We start from the raw sequence: 23,494 nt of genomic DNA on the forward strand, positions 1-23,494 counted from the left end.
ATAAATAATCTCTGGAAACATTAGCGTTAATCGCTAGAATGTTCGCACTTATGGCAGTTTTCCCCTGTCTTATGCATTGGAGCCTTGATATTAATGCTGACCCAGCTATCGCAATTCAAACACACTTTTTTTGCTCTCCCAAGGTACCTGCGTGTGCTTGTTTACCTCACCGCCGTCTACCTTAGCTATGTCTGCACATTAGGTTTAATCCTGCCCTATGCAATAACCACGCTGGCACCCGAAAAACTCTCTGCTTTACTCGGCCGTCCCGTCACCCTCGGGGATATCCGCATCAATCCCTTTAATTTCAAAGTCGAAATCGACCAACTAGCCATTAAAGAAAAAGACGAAAAAACGTTTGCAGGCTTAGCGCAAGTCCAATTCGAAGTGAACTTTTGGCAATCTGTTTTTAATCGCGCCGCCGTTATCGAAAACATACACATACAAGCGCCCTACGCACACATCATCCGCGTGGAGAAAAAAGGCAAAGCTGGATTCAACTTCGACGATATTCTGCAGACCTTGAACGAGCATTCCTCTGCGAGCACAGAAACAACACCCGCAGAAGCCAGCGCCCCCGTTCGTGTCCTGCTCAGCCAATTTGTATTAGATGCAGGGCAATTTAACTTCGATGACAAAATTACCCATGCTCAAGTTAATTATCCCAATATCAATTTAAAACTCAGTCAGCTCGATACTGAATATTTGATGTCGGCATTGTCGGCCTCAGTAGCACCAGCCACAAAAGCAAATAAGACTGAAGCCAACCCGACACCAAACGCCCAATCAGCCTCTGACACTGGCTCTGGCTCCCAAGTTATGCCAATTCAGCACAATCACTATGCGATTCAACTCAGTGATGATCATGCTGGTGAAATCAGTTTGCAGGGGCAATTCCAACTGTTCCCACTAAAAGTTGCGGGTGACGTCCACATCGCCAAACTGAAACTGACACCACTGTGGCGATTTATCGACGATCAATTTAAGCCAGCACTTACCGATGGCGAGATCACTGCCAAGACTCAGTATCAAGTGGATCTTGCCGAGAATGGCGAGTTGCAAATCACCAGCAACTATGGCCAGTTTATTGTTGAAAAACTGAACTTTAACGACCAAGAGCGCTCAGTGGTCAAGCTGCCAATCTTTGCCCTCGACGGTATTTCGATGGATCTGAAACAGCAGCAAGTGCACATCAATAAGCTTCACAGTGATGGCCTCACTGTAAACGCCATTTTGAGTCAAGACGGGCTCGATCTCGCGAGCTTGTTCATGCCTAAATCCGCCAGTGCGTCTACAAGTGCAGCGCCGCCAGTTGCTAATTCCATCGATGCTAAGCCGATAGATGCTAATTCGATAGAAGCTAAGCAGGCAGATGCTAAGCCACTAGAGGCCAAAAATGTTGAGAGCGTACAAGTAGCGCAAGTGGAAGAAAAGCCTCAACAGCCAATCAAGCAAACGCCAGTAACGAAGTCAACTGACACTTGGTTCGTGCAACTCGATGCGCTCAATATTGAAAACTACGATCTTAATCTGTCGGAGCAAAAGTTAACTGAGACACCGCAGCAATGGCGTGTGTATCCGCTTAACTTTTCAACAAAAACTATCACCAGCACCTTGGCCGAGCCGATTGATTATGCGCTGCAACTCAGCATTAATGACAAAGGTACTTTAAGCTCTAAAGGCCAGGTCGATGTGACAGGCGAAGCGATAGATGCCGATATTCAACTCGATAAGCTCGCATTAATCCAATTCCAACCGTATATCGCGCCCTACGTGAATATCCAGCTCAAGAGTGGTTTATTAAGCTCTGCAGGCAAGCTCACGGCTGATGCCAAGGGCAAAGCCATTTACGGCGGCAGTGTTGAGCTCGATGATTTAGCCATTCATGACAAATTGCGTAATGCCCCGCTGGTCAAATGGCAAAAGATGAATATCAATCAGCTGGATTTTGACCAACAAAAAAATCAAATCAAAATCGATCACTTAGCCTTTAATCAACCCTACGCCAAAGTGGTGATTGCTAAAGATAGAAGCACTAATATCAGCGACCTTATCGTCGAAACGCCTATTGCAGCAACTGCGACGAATAGTACGACTACAAACAGCACGCCCCCTGCTAAGCAAACCGCAACTGAGTCACAAACGGCAAGTAAGTCAGCAACGCCTGAGCTGAGCCTCGATATTCAAAAAATTAGCTTTAGCCAAGGCTCGGCTTACTTTGCCGATAACTCACTGACTCCGAATTTTGCTTCGGGAATTGAGCTGCTTGAAGGCAATATCACTCACCTGTCATCCACGCCAGGCACTAAAGCCTCGGTCGATATCAAAGGTAAGATTGACAAGTACGCGCCTGTAACCCTAAAAGGCGATATTAACCCTTTGTTAGACATGCCATATTTAGATCTCGATTTGATCTTCAAAAGTGTTGAGCTCACCTCAGTCAATCCTTACTCAGGCACCTATGCGGGTTACTACATAGATAAGGGACAGTTATCACTGTCGCTGAACTACAAACTCGATCAGAACAAGCTCAAGGGCAATAACCATCTAGTCATAGATCAACTGAAACTCGGTAAACCCAGTAATAGTGACCTTGCCACTAGCTTACCTATCACGCTCGCCATTGCGCTGCTACAGGACCGTAACGGCGTGATTGATTTAGGTATGGAAGTCTCAGGTGATTTAGACTCACCCAGCTTTAGTGTCGGCAGCATCATAATGACGGCGATTACCAATGTGATCACTAAAGCCGTCACTGCGCCCTTCACTTTCTTAGCGGGGCTGATAGGTTCAGACGAAAGCTTAGACAAAATCAGCTTTGCCGCCGGTCAATTCAGCCTAAGTGAAGATGAGCAGAAAAGTTTAGACAAACTCGCCAGCGCCTTACTCGACAGACCTATGCTCAAGCTCAGCGTTGAAGGGGAAGTCGATGCCATCAATGACAGCCAAGCCATTGCTGAGCGCATCATGAAGCGTAAATTGGCTAAGTTAGCCAATATCGAGTTCAGTGCGTTACCTGATGATTTAAGTCCAAGCCAATTTCCGACCCACGGGCCGCTAGCCGATGCGCTAGTGAAGCTTTATGAGCAGGAAGTTAAAGCCGATCCGGCACTAATAAAAGACACAGTTATCGCAGAGGCCAAAGACGCGCAGCTCTCCGATGACGAAATCACCACCCGCTGGCATATCGCTTTATATAATCTCTCGGTAAAAGCGCAGAATGTTAACGATGGCATGTTGGGTAATTTGGCCCAAGAAAGAGCCAAAGCCGTTAAAGCTTACCTTGTAGACGTGAAAGAGATTGCCCCAGAGCGGATCTTCTTGCTCGAAAGCCGAGTGAGTTTAACCCAAAATGTGGCCCAAGTGAGCCTTACCATAGATGCGCAATAGAGGCGAAATAGCCCCGCAATAACGCAAGCAGTTGCTATGTTTGCGCTAAAAGAAGCCCGCTAAAGTTCAGCTTTAGCGGGCTTCTTTCCTATGCTAAAGAGCATGCCTAAATGTATAGCTAAGCGCATATCAAATTGTTGCCGCTAAGCGAAAACGCTGTCCTTGTAACCAAAGAATCTTCTACCTGTTAATCCACACTAAAATGTTGGCCGCGCTTTGCGCCATAGGTTACACTCTGCGGCCTTTATGCTACTGGGATCGCACGCTCAAATCGCTAAATCTCAGTTTCGTTGCCCCCTTGCGGCGACACACGAATCACTTTTCAACACACATTATCATTGAGGTCACTGACATGTTTATCATTCGCTGGATTTTAGGCAGGATCATTCTGTTTTTAAACTTCGTATTTAGCCCTAAAAAGCGCCAACGTCCACTGGCAGAGCAACAACAGATTGATACTCAAACTCAAGCATTGGCCCTGTATCAGTATCCAGCTTGCCCATTTTGCGTAAAAGTCCGCCGTGCAATGCGCCGTCAGGGACTCAACATAGTGACCCACGACGCTAAAAAAGCGCCACACAAAGATGAGCTCGTCGCCCAAGGTGGCAAACAGCAAGTGCCTTGTCTACGTATTGAAGAAAACGGCCAAGTACAGTGGTTGTATGAATCTAAAGAAATCATTAACTACTTAGACCAACGCTTCGCCTAAATCGCGGCGCAACTGTCTGTGTAAACATCCAAATAAGTGCGCCCAGTACCTTTTTAATGAACTGTTTAATGGACTTCCCAATGAACTTTACAATGGGTTTTCCGTTGAAATATCGAGGTTTCGGGCGCAGTTCTTTTATCGCGTTGTTTTATCACATCTACTTACGCCACAAATATTCTCGGTCAGAATAATCAAATAACCACTGGGGCTGATACACCACCAATAGCGTTATCGCCATACCATTAAGCAATGCCTCGGGGAACGCCAGCAAAGGGATTAGCATCAAGTAATCATCCACTAACACATTCCAATCGTAATCCGCTGCAGACCACAACCACATCGCCCAACTCAATTGATGAAACACAGTTGAAAGGCCCGCATTGATAAAACCGCCTACGAAGATAAACACGAAAATGTGTTTAGGAAATAAATGATAACTATGACTGTATAAAATAAAACACAGGAACAGCGGCACAGCCATGGCAAACAGACTAAAAGCCCCAAAATCAGCGGGCTGTTTTAGTACAAAAAGACTAAAAAAAGCGCTCGGCAACAGTAATGCCACGGTCGCAAGACGCCAACCGAACATCAGCATACAGGTCACTATTCCCAGAAAATGCAGATGCAACCCAGTTTGAATACTGGCATTTAACGACCACAGCGCATTGACGCCCACCAGCGTCAGTAACAAGCGTAACTGCAGGTTTTTATCCCGTCGGATCTGCGCTAACTCTTCTTTTGGCCATATCGCATAGAGCCATAACGCCAAGAGCATAAGGCATATGCCTTGAGTCAGGCTCATATCCCATTCGATTTGCGCCCATTTATTCGACCAAAACGCCAACATTAATCGCCCATCCTTAATCCATTGCGCCAATAGAGTCACACTCAGTCCATGAAGATGCCATAAATCCATGAACTTTAGGGTCATATTAAGGTATTCTGCTGTCAGTTAATAACCTAAGAGTTAAATTTGATTATGCCGCTTCGATACCTCAGCCTTGCCATCTTAAGTTGTTTCTCGCTCATCGCCTGTAGCAGTGCCCCCATCGATCCTAGTGAACTTGCCGGAAAATTACGGGATAAGTTAACCACAGACATTAAAGCCGATGGCCTTAAACTCTTCAGCTACACAGCGCGGCTGGTCGATGATAAATCTAACATAGGTGATGCAGACCGCCCTTTCCCGCACGATGCCCGCGTACGTAGCATGCAAGATCCCCGTGAACAACGTCGCGCGATGCAAGATCTACAGGACTCATTAGAAGTTTGGGGACGACAAGTCGAATTAGGTTTAACGAAAACCCTTGAAATGACAGGTTATTGCCGCGAAGGTTATATCGAATTGAGTCGGATTATCGAACCCGGGCGAGGCGAAATTCGTGGTGAATGCCAAGAAGGCGCGACCAATGCCGATAAACAGAAATTTGTGAACTATTAGCGAAGGTTTGAGTAACTCAAATTTGTGTGGCTAAGGTCTGAGCATCGAAAAAACGCAAGATTGGATAAGCACTGTTAATCGGCTAAAAATAGCGAAAACAATAATAAGAGAAGCTCAAAAAGGTAAGTATGCGCGTATTGGACAATACGCGCATTCACATCACACTAGACTGATTCAGTCAGTGGCACAGCACGATTTTCTAATAACACAGGGATACCTTCAGTGATCGGATAGGCCAGCTTATCTGCCTTACAAATCAACTGCTGCGTCGTTTTATCGTACTCAAGTTTTCCCTTACACACAGGGCAAGCCACTATATCTAACAATTTTTTATCAAATGCCATGGAAGTTTCCTTGTTTAGCTGCAGCCACCTCGCGAAGACGTGCGAGCAGCTGCTCATCAAATTGTGGGGGTAGCTTGGCATTGACCGCCAAATACCACCAGTTTTCTTGTGCAAAATCGCGACATTTAACCGCATCTTTTTCTGTCATCAACAGCGGCAAGTCTTGGGCTAAATCACGTAATTGGATTTTATCGTAGGCCTGATGATCATCAAAATCCTGGCATAGCGCCAGTTGATAACCTTGGGCGCGCAGCGATTCAAAGAAACGCGCAGGGTTACCAATACCCGCCATCGCAACTAGCGGCTGAGATTTATCGAAACTGTACTCACCGAAGGTCGAATCGCATTTAACGGGCTTCACTTCCGTAGGCGCCAGTTGCATTTCGAACTGCCCTTTTGCTGCTGGGCCGCCATTACTGACGATAAAATCCACGGCATCGAGACGCCACGCGCCTTCACGTAGCGGACCTGCCGGCAACAGCAAGCCATTGCCTAAACCGCGTTGGCCATCAATCACCACCAGCTCAATATCGCGCCCCAGCGCATAGTGCTGCAGCCCATCGTCGCAGATGATAACATCGACACCAAACTCAGCAATAAGCGCATTGGCGGCATCGACGCGTTTGGCGCCAACCACCATGGGCACTTGAGTGCGCGCCACTATCATGGCAGGTTCATCACCGACCTCTACCGCGCTCGCGCCTAAGTTAACCGTTTTAACGCCTTGAATATCAACGCCATAACCACGACTGATCACACCGGGGTGAAACCCATGCTGGCGCAGTAGCTCAATCAGATAAATCACGGTTGGCGTCTTACCGCTGCCACCGACGGTAATATTACCAACAACGATGACAGGCACTGGCATTGCCGTTTGTGGTTTGAATCCGAGGCGAAACAAGGCGCGGCGCACATAAGTGATCACCGCGAATACGCCCGATAAAGGCAACAAGAGCCATCGCAGTGGATGGCCCTGATACCAGATTTTATTCACTAAGGCCTGCATCTAACTACCAAATTGCATTTGGTACAATTTGGCGTACATGCCATCTAATTCCAATAGCGACTGGTGCGTCCCGCGCTCGACGATACGTCCCTGATCCACCACTAGAATTTGATCGGCACTCTCGATAGTCGACAACCTGTGGGCGATCACTACTGAGGTGCGGTTTTGTCTGAGGTTATCTAAGCCTTTTTGAATCGCTTTTTCCGACTCAGTATCTAATGCCGAGGTCGCTTCATCGAGGATCAACACAGGCGCATCACGCAACATAGCGCGCGCAATCGCAATCCGCTGTCTTTGACCACCGGACAATAACACGCCATTTTCACCCACTTGGGTATCAAGGCCTTGGGGCAGCTGATCAATAAACTCCATCGCATAGGCCAAGGTCGCCGCTTCGATAATCTGCTCACGCGTCGCTTCACCGGGATAGGCGTAGGCGATGTTGTTAGCAATCGTATCGTTGAATAAAGTCACCTGCTGCGATACCAAAGCCACTTGATTTCGCAGCGATTTTAGCGAGTAATCGTAGATGCTGACATCATCGAGCAAAATGTCGCCGGATTCGAGCCCCGTATAAAAACGGGTTACTAGACTGGCAATAGTCGACTTACCAGAGCCAGAACGACCGACTAGCGCTAGGGTTTGACCCGGTTTAACTTCAAAATCGACATCTTCCAGCGCTCGACGATCTTGGCTGTCATAGCTAAAACAGACCTTATCGAAACGTAGATGACCCTTAGCGCGCTCGACGGTATAAGTGCCTGTGTCAGACTCAGGCAGCGTATCCAATAATTCAAACACTGTGGTACAAGCTGCAATACCGCGTTGGAATTCAGCGTTCACTCGGGTTAAGTTTTTGATGGGTTGCAACATGGCCATCATAGCGCCAAGAATTGTCGCGAAGGTGCCGGCGGTAAGATCGGCTTTCATGCTGTCTAAGCTTGCCGCATAAAGTACAAACGCTAAGGCGAATGAGCCGATAATCATGATCAACGGCTGACTAATGGCTTGCGCCACAGCTAACTTCATATTTTGATGACGGTTTTGATCGTTCACTTTAGCAAAACGGGTAGCTTCGGTTTCTTGTCCACCAAAAGCCAATACGTTTTTATGGCCCTTAATCATTTGCTCAGTCGTAGCACTTACACCACCCATAGCGGTTTGAATTTGCTTAGAAACCTTACGGAAACGACGACTGACCACAGTAATGACCATGCCCATAATCGGCCCGATCACTAAGATACACAGGGATAACTTCCAAGAGTTATAGAACATCAGTGCCAGCATACCCAATACAGTTACACTGTCGCGGACGATAGAAATCAAAGCGCTACCCGATGCTCGAGCGATTTGCTCAGTATCGAAGGTGACTTTTGAAATCAAGTTACCGGTATTTTCCTTGTCCATGTAACTGACTGGCAGGCTCAGATAATGCTCAAACACTTGCTGACGCATGTCCATGATCAAACGTGCACTCATATATGAAATGCCGTAGGTCGAGACAAAGTTTGCAAAACCGCGCAGTGTAAACATGACGATAACCACAAGCGGCGCCATCATCAGCACATCGTTGTTCGCGTGGAAACCTTCACTGGTTGGCAAGGCTATGCCGTTGGTGACCGCAGCTGGTGCGCCGCCGGAAAAACCCTTATCAATAAAGGGGCCGATGAAAGCGATAAAGGCGGCATCGACGAGACCATAAATAATTAATCCCGCAACTGAAAGCATAAACATGCCTTTCATCTGTTTTATATAGCCCAGTAATCGTTTGAAAACTGTCCACATTTCGTCTTTAGGAGATGTTGTCATTGATAACACTAAATTATGGCAAAGTAGGCATTCTACTCTGGATTAATCAAGTCACCAAATCTAAACAGAGAGTTGTACCAAAATGGCGCTAAATCACCACGATAGGTCTTTACCTCTAACTCAGGCTGCTGAAAAATCACACTAATCTGCCCTTCTGTTCCTGTGGTCAGACTCCTTATCTCTCGTCGCTGATACCGTTCAACCACAGTGGATTTAGGAAAACCATAACGATTAGCAAAACCCGCAGGGAAAAGCACTAACTTAGGGGCTACGGCATCGATAAAGGCCTCAGTCGACGAGGTTTTGCTGCCATGGTGCGGCGCCACCAGCACGTCGCTTTGTAACTCGTTTAAGTCACTTAGATCACCGCTCACACTTAGATCACCGCTCACACTGAGCTCACGGCTTACACTTAATTCAAGACTTAATAATGCCGCTTCGGTTTGTTTTTCAATGTCCCCGGTGAGTAGCAGACTTTGCAAGCCATCATCGATGCGTACCACACAGGAGCCATTATTTCCCGCCAGCACTTGAGGCGGTGAAAGTAAGTTAAAGCTCAACCCTTGCCATTGAATTTGCCTTGGGCGGCAATCTTGGCCGCTAAAGCCTGCCACATCTGTGATCACCCAAGCCTTAGGATAAGCCTCAATCAAGACAGGCGCGCCGCCTGCATGATCGTTATCGCTATGGCTGATAACAATATAGTCAATCTCTTGAATACCTTTGGCTTTTAGGAAAGGTAATATCACTCGCTCCGCATAACTGAAATCATCACCGAAGGCGGCGCCCGTGTCATAGATGACTCCCCTGCCATTTTTTTCAATCACCACGGCTAAACCTTGGCCCACATCGAGTAAATGCATGGCCCATCGATGGGTTTGCACGGGAGACCACAGCGTCATACAAAAAAGTAATACGGGCATAAACAACAAACTCAATAGGCTTAGCCAAGCAATATTGTTTTTATGCTTAGGCACATAGCGCCATAATACACCACCAACGAACGTGCAGACTCCTAAGGCTAATAGGCTGTCAGAGAGTGCTAACCAATGGGCGGGTAAGTGCTGACTGATATCAAGCAACTGCGCATAGGGCGATAAACTCCAATCACTGAGGCGAAGCAGTCCCAACCAAGAGAACCCAAACGTAGTTCCAAGCCACCAGCAGACAAATCCCGCCATTGCTAAGGGGATCACTACAAAGCTAAACCAAGGCACAGCTAAGATGTTCATCCACAGACTGTGTACACTCACGCCGCCAAAGAGTGCCGCTTGCAGTAATCCAAGCCCGAGACTCAAGCGCCATTGGATAGCCCAAAACTGCATCATCCCTGTGCGTAAACGCGCCCCTCGACTCGACGCTGGGGTAAATTCCCTTGGTTGGATTTCTAAGGTGTATAAGATGATGCCTAAGGCACAAAACGACAGCCAAAATCCCGCACTTAAACAAGCGAGCGGATCAAGCAGCAATACAATGAACAGGGCAAATAACAAGCGCTCCCACGCGGTAGAAAATCGCTTTAATAAACTCAACAGCATTAACAGCAGAATCATCACCAGTGCCCGCTGAGTCGAAATACCAAAGCCAGCAAGATAGGCATAAAATGCGGCGCCTATGCCCGCAGCGACTAAAGCAAGGGTGATATTACGTCGACTTTGATGTGGCACTAAGTGACTCAATCCAAACAAAAAGCATGTGTAAATCCATGCTGCGACGACTGAGAGATGCAAGCCGGAGATCGCCACTAAATGACCCGTACCCGTCTGCCGTAGTGCTTGCCAACGTGCTTTTGTGATCAACTGCTTATCACCCATAAGCAAGGCGAGTAAAATATCACCTTGCGGCAAAGAGGCTAATTCAGGCGTCAATGCGCTTATCAGCTCGTTACGCAGTGAAGGTGAAACCTCCAGTAAATGTGCCTCAATCACTCGCCCTTTACCGACAACATGTTGGCTGATTAATTGTTTCTGCTCATTGTAGCCACCTTGATTTAACACGCTAGCAATACGCTTAGGCATCAAGGTAAACTGCCAAACCTGACCGACATCGACTTCCGGCGGATCTTTCCACGTGAGTCGCAATTTTGCATTTGGCCCTAAGATTAAATTTGGTTTAATGACCGATATATCCAAACTTAGCCAGTCGCTGTTTCGACTAACTAGTGATATGATTTCGCCCCTAACCTGTATAGGTTGTTGTAACACTGGAAGATCCTGCCTAGATAATCCTAAGCAAAAACCAGTTAGCCATGCCATTGCAAAGAGTCCACCTGCACAAACAGGGATTTTTCGGTATAAAATTAGCGCCCCAACAACAAGGTAGGGTATGTAACTGACTGGCGGCAGCGAAGGCCACAACATCGCTGATAACAAGATGGCACTAAAGCCAAACATGAATCGATTCATAGTGAATTAAGTTAAGACAGCAATTTCAGCCTATGCCAAAAAAAATAATCAAAAGATTTATGCCTAAGCCTGAAACCTTGCGTGAGCATAAACACTTACGCATGTTTGGACGCTTATTACATAATCCCAATTTGTGGGCGCTAAATCGCAAATCCGCTCCTGGCGCATTCGCAGTGGGATTATTTGTCGCCTGGATCCCTATGCCATTTCAGATGGTAGTGGCTGCGGCTTTTGCCATTCTATTTAACGTTAATATTCCCGTTTCAGTTGCATTAGTCTGGATAACCAATCCCTTAACTATGCCAGTGATGTTTTACGGCGCGTATTTACTCGGCGCTAAGATACTCGGCCATGCGCCGCAAGATTTTGCCTTTGAAGCCAGTTGGCAGTGGATTGAAGCTTCGCTTGCCACCATAGGTCCGGCGTTTTTACTGGGTTGCCTCGTGCTCGGGGTAATTTTTTCCGCAGTGGGTTATTTATTGATTAATAATCTGTGGAAATATTCGATTATGTTTAAGTGGCAAAAACGTAAGAATAAATAACCTCGCCTTTCCCACCGCTTATGCTGATGCAGTTTTAGCCAAAAGCTAATTAACCTTAGTAACAGTATAAGCGGTTCAATATCTTAGCTTATTCTTCATGACCTAATGTGCCCCCAAATCGCTCTTCTTCCACTCGCTTTACATCCTGTCGTTTTAACGTCTGTCGCGCGCTCACTCCTTTCACGCTAGAGATTGTCGTTTCTCATGTTGAGCGCCATCTGTGCAGACTAGATTGCGTCTTAAACAGACGCCGCACCAGGAATACTCATATTGGGATATATACATTCATTTTAATTGCAGCTTAAAATATCCGACAGATTTAGTCAGATACTCAAGAGCCAATTATGTTGAATATTGATGAGCCCGCACATTTACAACCACAAATCGCCTTATTCAGATTAGGCTTTCGGCCTTTTTTCCTGTTTGCGAGTTTATTCAGCGTATTGGCATTAGGGATCTGGGGAGGATTTCTTTCAGGGATCAATCTGTTGCCGCAATCCGTTAATCCACTTTGGTGGCACGGTCACGAAATGATTTTCGGATTTGTCTGCGCCGTCGTCGCTGGCTTTTTATTAACGGCGGTGCAAAACTGGACGGGCCAAGCTGGGATTAAAGGAGTTGGGTTGTTGGGGTTATTCAGTCTGTGGTTATTGCCACGGCTATTATTACTCATGCCGGTAGCGATTCCCTTTACGCTCATCATGTTTATCGACTTACTATTTTTGCCGCTAACGGCGTTAATACTTGCCAAAGCCGTGATCCGCGTTCGTCAATGGCGCAATTTTGTATTCATCCCCATTCTCACCTTGCTCACCCTGATGAATGCACTGAGTTACTACGGCGTACTAACAAATCAATTTGAATGGATAAACATAGGCTTATATGGTGCAGTTGCGTTAATCAGCATCATAGTCGCACTCTTAGGTGGCCGAGTGATCCCTTTTTTCACCGAGCGCGCAACACAATGGCAGCGTCAAACTGCGATTCCAGTGCTCGAATGGCTGAGCTTTATCAGTCTCTTTGGATTAGTCATTAGCTTGATCCTACAAGAGCAAATATTGCTCCGTAGTATGGCAGGGATTGCGAGTATCGTTTTACTGCTGCGCTGGCATCGCTGGGGTTGGCATGCCTGCTGGCGCGTACCTTTGCTCTGGTCGCTGCATCTTAGCTATGTGTGTATCCCAATTGGTTTAGCACTGATTAGCTTGGGTTTCCCCTTATCCGTTGGTATGCACGCGATAACGGTTGGTGGGTTAGCTGGGATGATTTTAGCTATGATGGCGCGGGTTTCGTTAGGCCATACGGGCCGAACACTGCAACCGCCAAGCATAATGAAGTATGCCTTTGGCTTAATCCTGCTTGCGGCAGTGTTTCGAGTATTAGCAGGGATAATCCCGCTATGGTCGGCATCATTACTGCTGGCCGCCATAACATCTTGGGTCATCGCCTTCGGCTGTTTCTGTATCTGCTATGGGCCTATGTTGTGCCAAGCCAGAATTGATGGTCGACCTGGTTAGGACATGTTAATACTGAATTTGGCACTTAAATGTAGATTGAACATATCTGTGAATTAAGTCACACAGCATAACTGCGCTTTTCCCTACAAGCTGATTTTTACTGTTACTATTTAAAAAAACATCAAGTAGGGAATGCCCATGCCATTTTATCACCAATATGGTTCTAAGAGCCTCAAAGCTGTAGAACACTTAGTTCTGTTTATTATTGCCATTGCCACTATCGTCGCGATAGGCCAAGAAATTGTGCATATTGTCTCTGTCCGTATGGTTGCACTAGCGGATTTACTCCTGTTATTTATTTTCCTAGAAGTCTTAGCCATGGTGGCGAACTACTATGAATCAGGTAAGTTACCCGTGCGTATGCCACTGTATATCGCAATTGTGGCCTTAGCTCGTTACCTCATTTTAGATATGAAGAGTATGGAAGATTGGCGTATTGCCGCGATATCACTGTCGACGTTAATTTTAGCGGCAACTGTGATCGTCATTCGTTGGGGTCAATTAAAAATGCCCTATCCGAAAAACCAAGAATACGACAATTAATCAAGCACCTGAGTTGGTGCTATTGAAGACGAATTCAATAGCACCTGCTGTCCTCCTTTTAAAACTATTATCAAAGACCTAGCTTTCACATTGGTATTCTGCCAAAAAGCAATTATGCTAGTTTTACTGAGATCAATAATTTACGGGGCAATTGAGTTATGGGTGACCATACTACTGGTTTTGAAGAAAAACGCACATCACTGCGAGTGGACATGGAAGCGGAGCGTGTCGTCTTACATTGGATTGATGCACAAGGCATAAAGCAAACCGATGAAGGCGTGTGTATCGACTTAGCCAGACGCGGTATTTTATTCGATTATAAACGTCCCTTTGCACTGGGCGAACTCATCGAAGTGACCTTTAATCCCGATTCCACCCAGCAAAATACCGTCAAAGGACAAGTCTGCCGCTGCGCGAAATGCCACGACCAAAGTTACCACATTGCCATGCAATTGCTTTAATTTAACTTAATTTTCGCAGGTTTAATGGGTCTGTTCTACACTCAATGGATTGAACAAGTCATTAAGAGGCGTAACTATGATTTTGCTGGTGGGTGGTGAAAAAGGTGGTAGCGGAAAAAGTTGCCTCGCTCAAAATCTTGCCGTTTATATCAAGCAAAAATTTCAAGCAAACGTCCTTATGGTCGATTGTGATCCCCAGCGCACCACTTCAGATTGGATCCAAGCGAGAAATAATGATCCCAGTCTGCCCAGCATTAACTGCATTCAGCTTTATGGCAAAATTCGTAATGATTTACTCAGCCTCAATGAGCGTTTTGATTACGTGATTGTTGACTGTGGTGGTCAGGATAACTTGGCCATGCGCGCAGCCATGTCGGTAGCCACTTATGTTGTGATCCCCCTCAGACCCAAAAGACGCGATCTTAAAACATTACCCCACATGGAAGACATGCTCAGCACTTGTAAGATGGTGAACCCGAAAATGATCGCCACGATTGTGCTCACCCAATGCCCTGCGCTTCCTACACAATTTAAGCGTATTTTAGAGGCTAAAGATGTGGTGCAATCCTTTGGATTAAGAGTGTTGAACTCCGTCACCTTTTGTCGAAATATTTATGATGACAGTGAAGAAAAAGGCTCCTCTGTGGTCGAAATCGAACCCGATGGAAAAGCCGCCGATGAGATCCGCGCTATAGCGGATGAATTATTTGCTATGCCACCAGAAAATAGCTATGAGCTTAACTGATCTTAAACGTAAGAAACCTAAGCAAATCATCAAGCCGGTTTCTGTCGATGATTTCATTGAAGATGCCAATAACTACGCCTTAGGTAAGGCTAGTTTATTAGCCGCGGCTCAGACTCAAGCGACGGTTAAGGGCTTAGATAAAAAGTCGACTAAGATGTATCGCCACGCCACCTTTACCCTGACAGAAAAAAGTATTGCCCAGCTCGATGACTTATCGAAATCCACCAGCATTGCAAAATCACGCTTGCTGCGTATTTTAATCCATGAGTTTAGCCAACTCACACCCGCGCAGCAGAACCAAATTGCCCATAAACGCCACGACGAAACCTAAGCTTCTAAGCAGATAAAGCCAAACGGTAATATTCGGTTACGCTCAATGTCTTTCTATGAGCAAACGTCTCCACACTCTAAATGATTGTGTATTACGCATCTGCTCTCTTATAACAGTTACGCGATTGCCAAAATATGTATAGCCACAATCTATTAATGCTCACACTTTCTCCCCGCGGCCAGCTCAATGCCTTGGGGCGTTTCATGGAACTTACCTTTCGCTACGAGTAACTGAATTAATGCTTCAGCGCTAAGATCGGCGGCACTACAGGTGTGGTATCGAGCCGCAAAGCCAAACTTTTGTCCCATCTGGGATAGTAATTCAGGCTTTATAATAGCGGCCCCATGCGCTACCATCAGCGCCATAACATCATGACCGTGAACAGAATTGGACATATGTCCTCCTAAAGATGCAATATTATTGTTCTTTATATCCTAACGGTTGAATTTGAACCCTGATCTCGCGCACAGACTTTCTAATTGATACCACTGCGCTGACATCTGTGACGATAATGTGAGCCATTATGTCTTTGATCCTATTATTGACCCAACAGATGTCGCTGTACTTAGTGATAGTATACTTAGTCAGTAAAACGCCGCTGTTTAAACTGTTTGCCGAAACCTCCCCTCGTCTGCCACATAAGATTTTTATGTATCTGATTTTTTCGAGTTTCTGCATCATGGCCACCTATTTTGGTGAGCAAACATCAGGCGCGATTGCCAACACCCGTGCTATGGGCGCAGTGTTAGGTGGATTACTTGGCGGGCCCGTTACCGGTTTTCTGGTAGGACTAACAGGTGGCCTTCACCGCTACAGTATGGGCGGCTTTACGGAAATAGCCTGCGCCATTTCCACCACCTTAGAAGGCTTATCCGCAGGGATGATAAGCTTCTACTTAAGACGTGCGGGTAAAAGTGAGCTTATCTACAATCCATTACTCGTTTGCCTAGTGACTTTTTATGCCGAAATGATGCAAATGAGCATCATCTTACTGGTCGCCCGCCCCTTCGATGATGCATGGGAGTTAGTGCGTCAAATCGCGCCGCCCATGTTGTTAGTCAATTCAGTGGGAGCGGCACTCTTTATGAGCATGATCCGCGACCAAAAAACCATGTTCGATAAACTCTCCTCCAGTTTTTCAACTAAAGCATTAAAGATAGCCGAACGCAGTGTCGGACTGCTATCAAAAGGATTTAACGAAGAAAGCAGCAGCCGTGTCGCCAAAATCGTCATAGAAGAAACCAATGTGGGCGCAGTAGCCATCACTGACAGGGAAAAACTGTTGGCTTTTATTGGTATAGGTGCCGATCATCATCTGCCTGGTACGCCAATTTCTTCCAAGATCACCTTAGAGGCGATTAATCAAAATAAAGTCATGTTCGCCGATGGCGTTGAAATGCCCTACTCATGTTCTATTTCAAGTAATTGTCGTTTAGGGTCGAGTCTGGTAATCCCGCTGCGCAGTGATACCGAAGTCATTGGCACTATTAAACTCTATGAGCCGAAAAATAAGCTTTTTTTGAATATTAACCGCACCTTAGGTGAAGGTATTGCGCGTCTGTTATCCAACCAAATACTTTATGGCCGGTTTGAACAACAGCAAAATCTGCTGACTCAAGCCGAATTAAAATTACTGCAAGCGCAGGTTAATCCGCACTTTCTGTTCAATGCTCTCAATACCATTAGCGCGATTATCAAGCGCGATCCCGATATGTCTAAGCAGTTGCTGCAGCAGTTATCACAATTTTTACGGATCAATTTAAAGCGAACGACAGGCTTAGTGACACTTGGGGATGAGCTAGATCACATCGCGTCCTATCTCACCATTGAAAAAGCGCGTTTTATTGATAAATTACAAGTCAGTATCGCGATACCTGAATCACTCTACCACTGCAAAGTACCGGCCTTTACCCTGCAGCCGATTATTGAGAATGCCGTAAAGCACGGCACTTCGCACATGATAGAGCAAGGGCAGATCAAAGTGACGGGCAAGCTCGAAAATGATGTGCTGGAATTAGAAGTCACAGACAATGCCGGATTATATCAGCCTGTTGAGGGCTCTGAAGGCCTAGGGATGAACTTAGTGCATAAACGCATTCAAAATATTTTTGGCGAACAATATGGCGTCACTGTGGAATGCGAAGCCGATGAATTGACTCGTGTCACCATAAGATTACCCATAGAAAACCCTGAGATATCCAATATGGACACCCGCACGTGATCACTTGTTTAATTGTCGATGATGAACTGTTTGCTCGTGAAGAATTAGCCGATCTTTTGGGGCAAGAACACGACATTGAAATTGTTGGTCAATGCGCTAATGCCATCGAGGCGTTACAAAGCATAGCCAAAGAAAAACCTCAGTTAATTTTTCTCGATATCCAAATGCCGCGCATTTCGGGCATGGAACTTATCGCTATGCTCGACCCCGATAACATGCCAAAAATTGTGTTTGTTACCGCTTACGACGAATTTGCCGTCAAGGCCTTCGACAACCATGCCTTCGATTATTTGCTTAAACCGATAGATGCCGAGAGACTCAGTAAAACCCTCACTCGGGTGCGTAAAAATCTGACGCCTCAAATCATGGATCCCATTACCCCAAAGCGTCTGGAACATATTCCCTGTTACAGCGGCAATAAACTCAAGGTGATTGCAATCCAAGATGTGGAATATGTGTTCAGTGATTTAAGCGGCATCCATGTGGCCAGTACGAAAGGCAAAGTCCATACCCAATTGACCTTAAAAGTGTTTGAAGAAAAAACTCCACTGGTGCGCTGCCATCGGCAGTATTTGATTTCACCTAAGGCGATTGCCGAAATTGAGCTGTTAGACACGGGCGCCGAAGTCACCACCCATTCGGGGGATAAAGTGCCCGTATCTCGGCGTTATCTTAAGAGCCTTAAACAGCTGTTCGGCTTCCAATAACTCAAGAAAAAGCCATATTAACGGCATGTTTTTAACCATAAGATGGCCAACAACACCCGCCGTTAACATATGATTGCAACCACTCAAGCCCACCTATTACCGCTCACATTGCATTTTCGACCACTCATTGAGATTGCGAAGTTTTATATCAACAACTTGTTTACACTCGCCAGAACTCAAATGGGGAGATAACAAAAATGATGTGGTTCCTACTCTGTGTCGGTCTGCTGATCGGCGGCTACTTTATCTATGGCGCCTTTGTCGAGAAAGTCTTCGGCATTAACGCTAATCGTCAAACACCCGCTTTCGCTCAAACTGATGGCGTCGACTTTGTGCCTATGTCTAAGGGTAAAGTCTATTTAATTCAATTATTAAACATCGCAGGCGTAGGCCCAATCTTTGGTCCTATCTTAGGTGCTCTCTATGGTCCTGCGGCCATGTTGTGGATTGTGGTTGGCTGTATCTTTGCGGGTGCCGTGCATGACTACTTCTCTGGCATGTTGTCAGTGCGCAACGGCGGCCAATCTGTGCCAAACCTTGCGGGTAAATATTTAGGAAAGAGTGCCAAACACTTCATGAACGTGTTTGCTATCGTGCTGTTATTGCTGGTTGGTGTGGTCTTTATCTCTGCGCCTGCAGGTTTACTGGGCAAGCTTACCGGTTGGGACGTCAGTATTTTCGTCGGCATTATCTTCGTCTACTACCTGATCGCAACTGTGGTGCCAGTCGATAAAATTATCGGTCGTCTGTACCCCTTCTTTGGCGCTTTACTGTTCTTCATGTCGTTCGGTCTGGCTTTCGCGATTATCCTATCAAGCGAGCACACCTTACTGCCTAACGTACAAGCGGGCGATTTCTTCCAAAACTTAAATCCAAATGACATGCCACTTTGGCCTGCGCTATTCATCACCATCGCCTGTGGCGCGGTATCAGGTTTCCATGCAACGCAATCACCATTAATGGCACGTTGCGTTGAAAACGAAACCAATGGTCGCTTCGTCTTCTTTGGCGCCATGATTGGCGAAGGCATTATTGCGCTGCTTTGGTGTGCGATTGCATTGTCATACTTCGGCGGTGTTGAAGGCTTAAATGCGGGCATGTCAGGCAACCCTGCCAACGTGGTCTATGAGGCTTCTACTGGTCTGTTAGGCGCTGTCGGTGGCTTTATGGCTATCCTAGGTGTGATTATCCTGCCGATTACTTCAGGTGATACTGCTTTCCGCTCTGCGCGTTTGATTCTGGCTGAATTTTTCAACATGCCACAAATCTCACTGCCAAAACGCTTAGTGTTAGCTCTCCCACTGTTTGTTATCGGCGGTATGTTGACTCAAGTGGATTTTGGTGTCATTTGGCGCTACTTCGGTGTGGCAAACCAAACCACTGCGGTATTAATGCTGTGGACAGCTTCGGCTTACTTGTTACGTCATAACAAACTGCATTGGATTGCGACTATCCCAGCGATGTTTATGACCACTGTGGTCATCACCTTCCTACTGAACTCGTCAACCTTAGGTGCAGGCTTACCTATGACGGTATCAACTATAGCAGGTGTCGTCACCACCTTAGTGATTACAGCGCTGTTGATTGTTAAAACCAAAGGTAAAGGTGAGATTGATTTACCGGTAGAAACTGAGCTTAAAGAAACAGCCAAAGACTCATAAAACAGTCCGAATGACCAAGCTAAAACAGGCGCTTTATTGCGCCTGTTTTGATCATATCACTCCACTAGTAATTGCCATCACAGGTTTACGCTAGCCAGATATTCAGGCTTGACTCGATACCATTGCACCCTGTATCAGGCATACAAAACTGCTATACTCCTGCCATAGCACACTGCAACATGCATAATATGAATCAATCGAATAACCCGCTCCACGGCATTAAACTGGAAACGATCATCACTTACTTAGTCGAGAAATACGGCTGGGAAGAATTAGGTGAGAGAATTAATATCCGATGTTTTACCCACGATCCCAGCATCAAATCCAGTTTACGTTTTTTAAGAAAAACAGAGTGGGCGCGGGATAAAGTCGAATATCTTTATTTAAGAGCCAACAAATTACCCTTACCGCCACCTAAAGCCGAAGTGAGTCAAACCGCTAAGAAGCCTGCGGCAAAAATCACAACTAAAAAAGCGACTCAAACCACGACAGACAAGCCAGCTAAAAGCGGGAAATCCAGCTCAGATGGCAAAGTAAACAGCCATATTTGGGGTAACAATTAATCCTAGACCGCTGCTGCCATAAAGCGTAAACAGCCCTAGAATCAGGGCTGTATTGTTAGAATGAATCAATAACTCATCGATTTTTCACTAACCCACACCTTTAATTTAATTGTGACTAATAGCGTTTACTAAGAGGCTGTGAGCCATGAAGAAGCACTCTTTTTGGCCGAGCGACAAAAAGTGACTTCAGTTTTCAAATTGATGGCCGATAAAAGTGTAGCATCATCCAAATTTGCATGAATGGAGTGTTGAATGAACATTAATGGAATAAACAGTAACGCAACTGGCTCAGGTTTCACCACCGTATCGGGCGCATATATCGCAGCGACACCAGCCGCAACAAAAACACCAACAGCGAATAGTGAGTCCGCTGGCTCACAAGATACCCAAGACACAGTCTCCATTTCTAATGCGGGCCGCGAGGCTTTATCCAACGACTTTGGGGCCCCTTTGAGAGAAAAAGCATTAGCTAAAAAAAATGAAGCTGAAGTAACTCCAAAAGAAGAACCTAAGACATTAATTGATGAACAAATAGACAAAATAAAAGAAAAAATAAAAGAATTACAAGAAATATTATCCAAGCTCAAGGGAGATGACTCAGAAGCTGCAGATCAGCAACGTAAAATGCTGCAAGAACAAATAATGTTACTTAGTGGCCAAATCGCCACCTTGTTGGATAAAAAGATGCAAGATAGTAAAAAGTCAGATTAACTGAAACAGTATTCTACTAAACTAATACAAGACCAACCGACTATCATTAACCCACTTAGATGGGAAAGCTGAACATTAAACGCCAAACATTGAGCCCATCGCCACGACGATAACTGAATCCGATGCGATCAACACTCAATAATCCACCGCCTAACGGCTTAGAAAAGGCAAGGGAGAAGCCTGCCTCATAGCTGCCAGAAACAATAGTATCTTGCTCTATCTCGCTAATAAATCTAAGTTCATTGAAATACCAATAGCCTACGGCAAAGATCCTTGGTTGCACCTGCAGATCCCACCATTGCCAGCGTGGTGCTAACTCTAAATCAACACCTGTTTGTAGTACTGCAAATTGATCCGAAAACTTACCATAGTGCTCACTGTACCCAGCAAAGCGTAATCTCGATACCCACACAGCATCCTGCCCTGCTAAGGTAAAATCATACAAGCTACTGATCCCTGAGGCGATAATAGCAACGTTATCGTTTTTATCGAAATTAGTGCCAAAACCGATATCTAAATACCCTTCCATTCGAGTATTTTCGCTCGCCTGCCAATGATGCTCAAAACCTGGGGTAATGGTCATAGTACCTATCGACGACGGCAACTCACCTTCAGTGATATCTTTGGCTAAATAATCAAAAAAGCCAAAGGAGATAGGTAACCGTAACCAAGTTTGGCTACCGCTATCTTTCTTCAAATCAAAGCTTAACGGAATGCTAACGACGGTGGCATTTTGGTTTGCAGCGCGGTAAACGCCAGTGCCAAGATAACTTCCAAAGGCGTAAACAGAGTTGGGATTACTGCTCGACTCTATCGGATTGCTACCATTGGCATTACTGCTCGGCGCATGACTGATAGAAACAGGAACGACAGGCACGCCAGCATCATTTGCTTGAGACGCAGACGTAAATGTCGCAGATGCGAACGTATTTGCGGGGGATGTACTATTGGCGAAAACGTCAGAAACAATGCTCAGTAACACTAAGCAAATTAACGACAAACATAATGGCAACCGACTGAAAAAATGGCTCAATTGACTTAAACCTTACTCATTTCTGACTCAATCGGTCGACCCATCATAAATACAAAGCTACTTATTTTCATCCATAAAATGATATTCAGACATCATGTGTCCAAGCTCAGTGGATTTGGTCTTTAAGTAGGCTTCGTTGTAACGATTCTTACCAACTTGCAGCGGTACGCGTTCAACCACTTCGATGCCAAATTCCTTCATCGCTTTTACTTTGCGAGGATTATTGGTCATCAAGCGCACATGCTTCACGCCTATCTGTTCTAGCATAGGTTTGATCATGTCATATTTACGCATATCGGCCTCAAAACCTAACTGCTCGTTGGCCTCAACTGTGTTGGCACCTTTATCTTGCAACTCGTAGGCGCGTATTTTATTCAACAAACCAATGCCACGGCCTTCTTGACGCAAATAGAGAATAAAGCCAGTACCCGTTTCCGCAATATTTTGCATGGCAGCTTGTAACTGAAAACCACAGTCACAACGCAAGCTAAATAACGCATCGCCAGTTAAACACTCGGAATGAATACGGCCCAACACAGGTTCATCCGCACTGAGCGTACCGAATGTGAGCGCAACATGCTCTTTGCCTGATTCGGTATCTTCAAAACCATGCATGGCAAACACGCCCCAAGGAGTGGGTAACTTTGACGTCGCGACATATTTTATCGACATACTTAACCTTAACGACAACTCTCATTCCATGAGACGAATAAGATCCCTAGAAACAAACGAGGATTAGGCACTTAGCCAACTAAGCGCAATATTCTAAAGTGTTTTTGAACAATCCAGAAATACTTTAGTGTTTTAATCAACTAAACCAAACATGAATGTCTTTTCGATGGGCAGCACGAAGGAATGGATTAAAACGAAGCAGTGCATAAAGTACAAGGAGCACAAACACGCGATCGACACTCGATCCCGTGCCAGTGACATCCTATCCCACTATCCCACATTAAAATTTTGCGGGCGCGTATCCAGTCACTTCCGTTAGCCCCATTTCACGGCCGATAGCTGTCATTGGGTGGATGACCACAAGCCCTTTGACAGACTTTTTCAGTTTACCCATGTCCGCTTGTTCCGCTTTTGTCAAAGCACGATGGAAAGGCAAACCTTTGATATCTGACCCTTGCTTATTCAATAAGCGGGTTTGTTGGCCTTTTACACTACCAATTTGCTTAGTGACTGCAGCAATTTCACGTTTGAACTGGGCAATAATGACGTCATCGCCTCGTTGTTCAGCCGCAGCAAGTTTACGACGAAATTTATCTAGTTTATCGTTAAGCTGCTGCAGTTCTTGCTTTAAATTCATTCTGTTACCTTAAATTACCTAAGTTAGCCACAGTAAAATCTTAGCC

General features: G+C 45.7%; 23 protein-coding genes. 14 read left to right on the forward strand and 9 right to left on the reverse strand.

Features of this window, described 5'->3' with window-relative positions; translation table 11 throughout:
* Window positions 1-93: 93 nt before the first annotated feature.
* Entirely contained in the window at window positions 94-3,390 is a 3,297-nt protein-coding gene (locus NE536_RS10505) for a DUF748 domain-containing protein (protein ID WP_261272655.1), read from the forward strand.
* 352 nt (window positions 3,391-3,742) lie between these two features.
* Window positions 3,743-4,099 (forward strand): glutathione S-transferase N-terminal domain-containing protein, encoded by a 357-nt coding sequence (locus tag NE536_RS10510; protein ID WP_006081203.1) that lies wholly within the window; start codon window positions 3,743-3,745, stop codon window positions 4,097-4,099.
* A 157-nt stretch (window positions 4,100-4,256) separates the two neighbouring features.
* Here the strand turns inward: NE536_RS10510 and NE536_RS10515 are convergent, their stop codons facing one another.
* Entirely contained in the window at window positions 4,257-4,946 is a 690-nt protein-coding gene (locus NE536_RS10515) for an energy-coupling factor ABC transporter permease (RefSeq protein WP_261272683.1), read from the reverse strand.
* Window positions 4,947-5,078: 132 nt separating this feature from the next.
* Between NE536_RS10515 and NE536_RS10520 the strand changes: the two genes are divergently transcribed.
* The gene (locus NE536_RS10520) at window positions 5,079-5,540 is read left to right on the forward strand and encodes a hypothetical protein (protein WP_261272656.1); all 462 of its coding nucleotides are present in this window, start codon (window positions 5,079-5,081) and stop codon (window positions 5,538-5,540) included.
* A 164-nt stretch (window positions 5,541-5,704) separates the two neighbouring features.
* Here NE536_RS10520 and NE536_RS10525 read toward each other — a convergent pair whose 3' ends face one another.
* The 4 genes from NE536_RS10525 to NE536_RS10540 are packed head-to-tail and all read right to left on the reverse strand — an operon-like array spanning window position 5,705 to window position 11,104.
* Complete coding sequence (locus NE536_RS10525) at window positions 5,705-5,884, reverse strand: Trm112 family protein (RefSeq protein WP_006081200.1); 180 nt, start codon at window positions 5,882-5,884, stop codon at window positions 5,705-5,707.
* On the reverse strand, window positions 5,874-6,890 hold the full coding sequence (gene lpxK / locus NE536_RS10530; RefSeq protein ID WP_261272657.1) for a tetraacyldisaccharide 4'-kinase: 1,017 nt from the start codon (window positions 6,888-6,890) through the stop codon (window positions 5,874-5,876). The genes NE536_RS10525 and lpxK overlap by 11 nt, the downstream gene beginning before the upstream one ends.
* Complete coding sequence (gene msbA / locus NE536_RS10535) at window positions 6,891-8,699, reverse strand: lipid A export permease/ATP-binding protein MsbA (RefSeq protein ID WP_106650197.1); 1,809 nt, start codon at window positions 8,697-8,699, stop codon at window positions 6,891-6,893.
* Window positions 8,700-8,731: 32 nt separating this feature from the next.
* Window positions 8,732-11,104 (reverse strand): DNA internalization-related competence protein ComEC/Rec2, encoded by a 2,373-nt coding sequence (locus NE536_RS10540; protein WP_261272658.1) that lies wholly within the window; start codon window positions 11,102-11,104, stop codon window positions 8,732-8,734.
* Between the two features lie 32 nt (window positions 11,105-11,136).
* Here NE536_RS10540 and NE536_RS10545 point away from each other — a divergent pair, with 32 nt between their 5' ends.
* The 6 genes from NE536_RS10545 to NE536_RS10570 all read left to right on the forward strand — a co-directional run bounded on the left by NE536_RS10545 (window position 11,137) and on the right by NE536_RS10570 (window position 15,243).
* The gene (locus NE536_RS10545) at window positions 11,137-11,646 is read left to right on the forward strand and encodes a DUF2062 domain-containing protein (protein WP_261272659.1); all 510 of its coding nucleotides are present in this window, start codon (window positions 11,137-11,139) and stop codon (window positions 11,644-11,646) included.
* A gap of 344 nt (window positions 11,647-11,990) precedes the next feature.
* Entirely contained in the window at window positions 11,991-13,163 is a 1,173-nt protein-coding gene (locus NE536_RS10550) for an NnrS family protein (protein ID WP_261272660.1), read from the forward strand.
* 138 nt (window positions 13,164-13,301) lie between these two features.
* Entirely contained in the window at window positions 13,302-13,706 is a 405-nt protein-coding gene (locus NE536_RS10555; RefSeq protein WP_106650194.1) for a phosphate-starvation-inducible protein PsiE, read from the forward strand.
* Window positions 13,707-13,864: 158 nt separating this feature from the next.
* Window positions 13,865-14,167 (forward strand): PilZ domain-containing protein, encoded by a 303-nt coding sequence (locus NE536_RS10560; RefSeq protein WP_106650193.1) that lies wholly within the window; start codon window positions 13,865-13,867, stop codon window positions 14,165-14,167.
* A 76-nt stretch (window positions 14,168-14,243) separates the two neighbouring features.
* Window positions 14,244-14,912, forward strand: coding sequence for an AAA family ATPase (locus NE536_RS10565; RefSeq protein WP_106650192.1), 669 nt, complete (start codon window positions 14,244-14,246; stop codon window positions 14,910-14,912).
* Window positions 14,899-15,243, forward strand: a complete 345-nt coding sequence (locus NE536_RS10570) for a ribbon-helix-helix domain-containing protein (protein ID WP_261272661.1) — start codon at window positions 14,899-14,901, stop codon at window positions 15,241-15,243. The genes NE536_RS10565 and NE536_RS10570 overlap by 14 nt, the downstream gene beginning before the upstream one ends.
* A 152-nt stretch (window positions 15,244-15,395) precedes the next feature.
* Here the strand turns inward: NE536_RS10570 and NE536_RS10575 are convergent, their stop codons facing one another.
* Window positions 15,396-15,638, reverse strand: a complete 243-nt coding sequence (locus NE536_RS10575; RefSeq protein WP_261272662.1) for a YecH family metal-binding protein — start codon at window positions 15,636-15,638, stop codon at window positions 15,396-15,398.
* Between the two features lie 128 nt (window positions 15,639-15,766).
* Here NE536_RS10575 and NE536_RS10580 point away from each other — a divergent pair, with 128 nt between their 5' ends.
* The 5 genes from NE536_RS10580 to NE536_RS10600 all read left to right on the forward strand — a co-directional run bounded on the left by NE536_RS10580 (window position 15,767) and on the right by NE536_RS10600 (window position 21,106).
* The gene (locus tag NE536_RS10580) at window positions 15,767-17,464 is read left to right on the forward strand and encodes a sensor histidine kinase (RefSeq protein WP_006087428.1); all 1,698 of its coding nucleotides are present in this window, start codon (window positions 15,767-15,769) and stop codon (window positions 17,462-17,464) included.
* Complete coding sequence (gene btsR / locus NE536_RS10585) at window positions 17,461-18,171, forward strand: two-component system response regulator BtsR (protein ID WP_006081188.1); 711 nt, start codon at window positions 17,461-17,463, stop codon at window positions 18,169-18,171. The genes NE536_RS10580 and btsR overlap by 4 nt, the downstream gene beginning before the upstream one ends.
* A gap of 197 nt (window positions 18,172-18,368) precedes the next feature.
* Window positions 18,369-19,832 (forward strand): carbon starvation CstA family protein, encoded by a 1,464-nt coding sequence (locus tag NE536_RS10590; protein ID WP_261272663.1) that lies wholly within the window; start codon window positions 18,369-18,371, stop codon window positions 19,830-19,832.
* Between the two features lie 179 nt (window positions 19,833-20,011).
* Window positions 20,012-20,395, forward strand: a complete 384-nt coding sequence (locus tag NE536_RS10595) for a VF530 family protein (protein ID WP_261272664.1) — start codon at window positions 20,012-20,014, stop codon at window positions 20,393-20,395.
* A gap of 252 nt (window positions 20,396-20,647) precedes the next feature.
* Window positions 20,648-21,106 carry a FlxA-like family protein gene (locus NE536_RS10600; RefSeq protein ID WP_113938817.1) on the forward strand — a complete coding sequence of 153 codons (459 nt, stop codon included), beginning with the start codon at window positions 20,648-20,650 and terminating at the stop codon, window positions 21,104-21,106.
* Window positions 21,107-21,161: 55 nt separating this feature from the next.
* Here the strand turns inward: NE536_RS10600 and NE536_RS10605 are convergent, their stop codons facing one another.
* The 3 genes from NE536_RS10605 to NE536_RS10615 form a co-directional block, all read right to left on the reverse strand.
* Complete coding sequence (locus NE536_RS10605) at window positions 21,162-22,139, reverse strand: hypothetical protein (RefSeq protein ID WP_261272665.1); 978 nt, start codon at window positions 22,137-22,139, stop codon at window positions 21,162-21,164.
* Window positions 22,140-22,196: 57 nt separating this feature from the next.
* Entirely contained in the window at window positions 22,197-22,811 is a 615-nt protein-coding gene (gene ribA / locus NE536_RS10610; protein WP_106650183.1) for a GTP cyclohydrolase II, read from the reverse strand.
* Between the two features lie 280 nt (window positions 22,812-23,091).
* Window positions 23,092-23,448, reverse strand: coding sequence for a YibL family ribosome-associated protein (locus NE536_RS10615; RefSeq protein WP_028760414.1), 357 nt, complete (start codon window positions 23,446-23,448; stop codon window positions 23,092-23,094).
* Between the last annotated feature and the right edge of the window lie 46 nt (window positions 23,449-23,494).

Source organism: Shewanella septentrionalis (genome assembly GCF_025370265.1).
GTDB lineage: Bacteria > Pseudomonadota > Gammaproteobacteria > Enterobacterales > Shewanellaceae > Shewanella > Shewanella hafniensis.

Bases quoted from the DNA above. Each gene is read 5' to 3' on its own strand.
- msbA (WP_106650197.1), bottom strand. From the start codon at position 8,699: ATGACAACATCTCCTAAAGACGAAATGTGGACAGTTTTCAAACGATTA.
- NE536_RS10525 (WP_006081200.1), bottom strand. From the start codon at position 5,884: ATGGCATTTGATAAAAAATTGTTAGATATAGTGGCTTGCCCTGTGTGT.
- NE536_RS10575 (WP_261272662.1), bottom strand. From the start codon at position 15,638: ATGTCCAATTCTGTTCACGGTCATGATGTTATGGCGCTGATGGTAGCG.
- NE536_RS10595 (WP_261272664.1), top strand. From the start codon at position 20,012: ATGCATAATATGAATCAATCGAATAACCCGCTCCACGGCATTAAACTG.
- NE536_RS10560 (WP_106650193.1), top strand. From the start codon at position 13,865: ATGGGTGACCATACTACTGGTTTTGAAGAAAAACGCACATCACTGCGA.
- NE536_RS10565 (WP_106650192.1), top strand. From the start codon at position 14,244: ATGATTTTGCTGGTGGGTGGTGAAAAAGGTGGTAGCGGAAAAAGTTGC.
- NE536_RS10515 (WP_261272683.1), bottom strand. From the start codon at position 4,946: ATGTTGGCGTTTTGGTCGAATAAATGGGCGCAAATCGAATGGGATATG.
- NE536_RS10505 (WP_261272655.1), top strand. From the start codon at position 94: ATGCTGACCCAGCTATCGCAATTCAAACACACTTTTTTTGCTCTCCCA.
- NE536_RS10550 (WP_261272660.1), top strand. From the start codon at position 11,991: ATGTTGAATATTGATGAGCCCGCACATTTACAACCACAAATCGCCTTA.
- NE536_RS10570 (WP_261272661.1), top strand. From the start codon at position 14,899: ATGAGCTTAACTGATCTTAAACGTAAGAAACCTAAGCAAATCATCAAG.
- NE536_RS10540 (WP_261272658.1), bottom strand. From the start codon at position 11,104: ATGAATCGATTCATGTTTGGCTTTAGTGCCATCTTGTTATCAGCGATG.
- ribA (WP_106650183.1), bottom strand. From the start codon at position 22,811: ATGTCGATAAAATATGTCGCGACGTCAAAGTTACCCACTCCTTGGGGC.
- NE536_RS10555 (WP_106650194.1), top strand. From the start codon at position 13,302: ATGCCATTTTATCACCAATATGGTTCTAAGAGCCTCAAAGCTGTAGAA.
- lpxK (WP_261272657.1), bottom strand. From the start codon at position 6,890: ATGCAGGCCTTAGTGAATAAAATCTGGTATCAGGGCCATCCACTGCGA.
- NE536_RS10520 (WP_261272656.1), top strand. From the start codon at position 5,079: ATGCCGCTTCGATACCTCAGCCTTGCCATCTTAAGTTGTTTCTCGCTC.
- NE536_RS10580 (WP_006087428.1), top strand. From the start codon at position 15,767: ATGTCTTTGATCCTATTATTGACCCAACAGATGTCGCTGTACTTAGTG.
- NE536_RS10545 (WP_261272659.1), top strand. From the start codon at position 11,137: ATGCCAAAAAAAATAATCAAAAGATTTATGCCTAAGCCTGAAACCTTG.
- NE536_RS10615 (WP_028760414.1), bottom strand. From the start codon at position 23,448: ATGAATTTAAAGCAAGAACTGCAGCAGCTTAACGATAAACTAGATAAA.
- NE536_RS10590 (WP_261272663.1), top strand. From the start codon at position 18,369: ATGATGTGGTTCCTACTCTGTGTCGGTCTGCTGATCGGCGGCTACTTT.
- NE536_RS10600 (WP_113938817.1), top strand. From the start codon at position 20,648: ATGAACATTAATGGAATAAACAGTAACGCAACTGGCTCAGGTTTCACC.
- NE536_RS10510 (WP_006081203.1), top strand. From the start codon at position 3,743: ATGTTTATCATTCGCTGGATTTTAGGCAGGATCATTCTGTTTTTAAAC.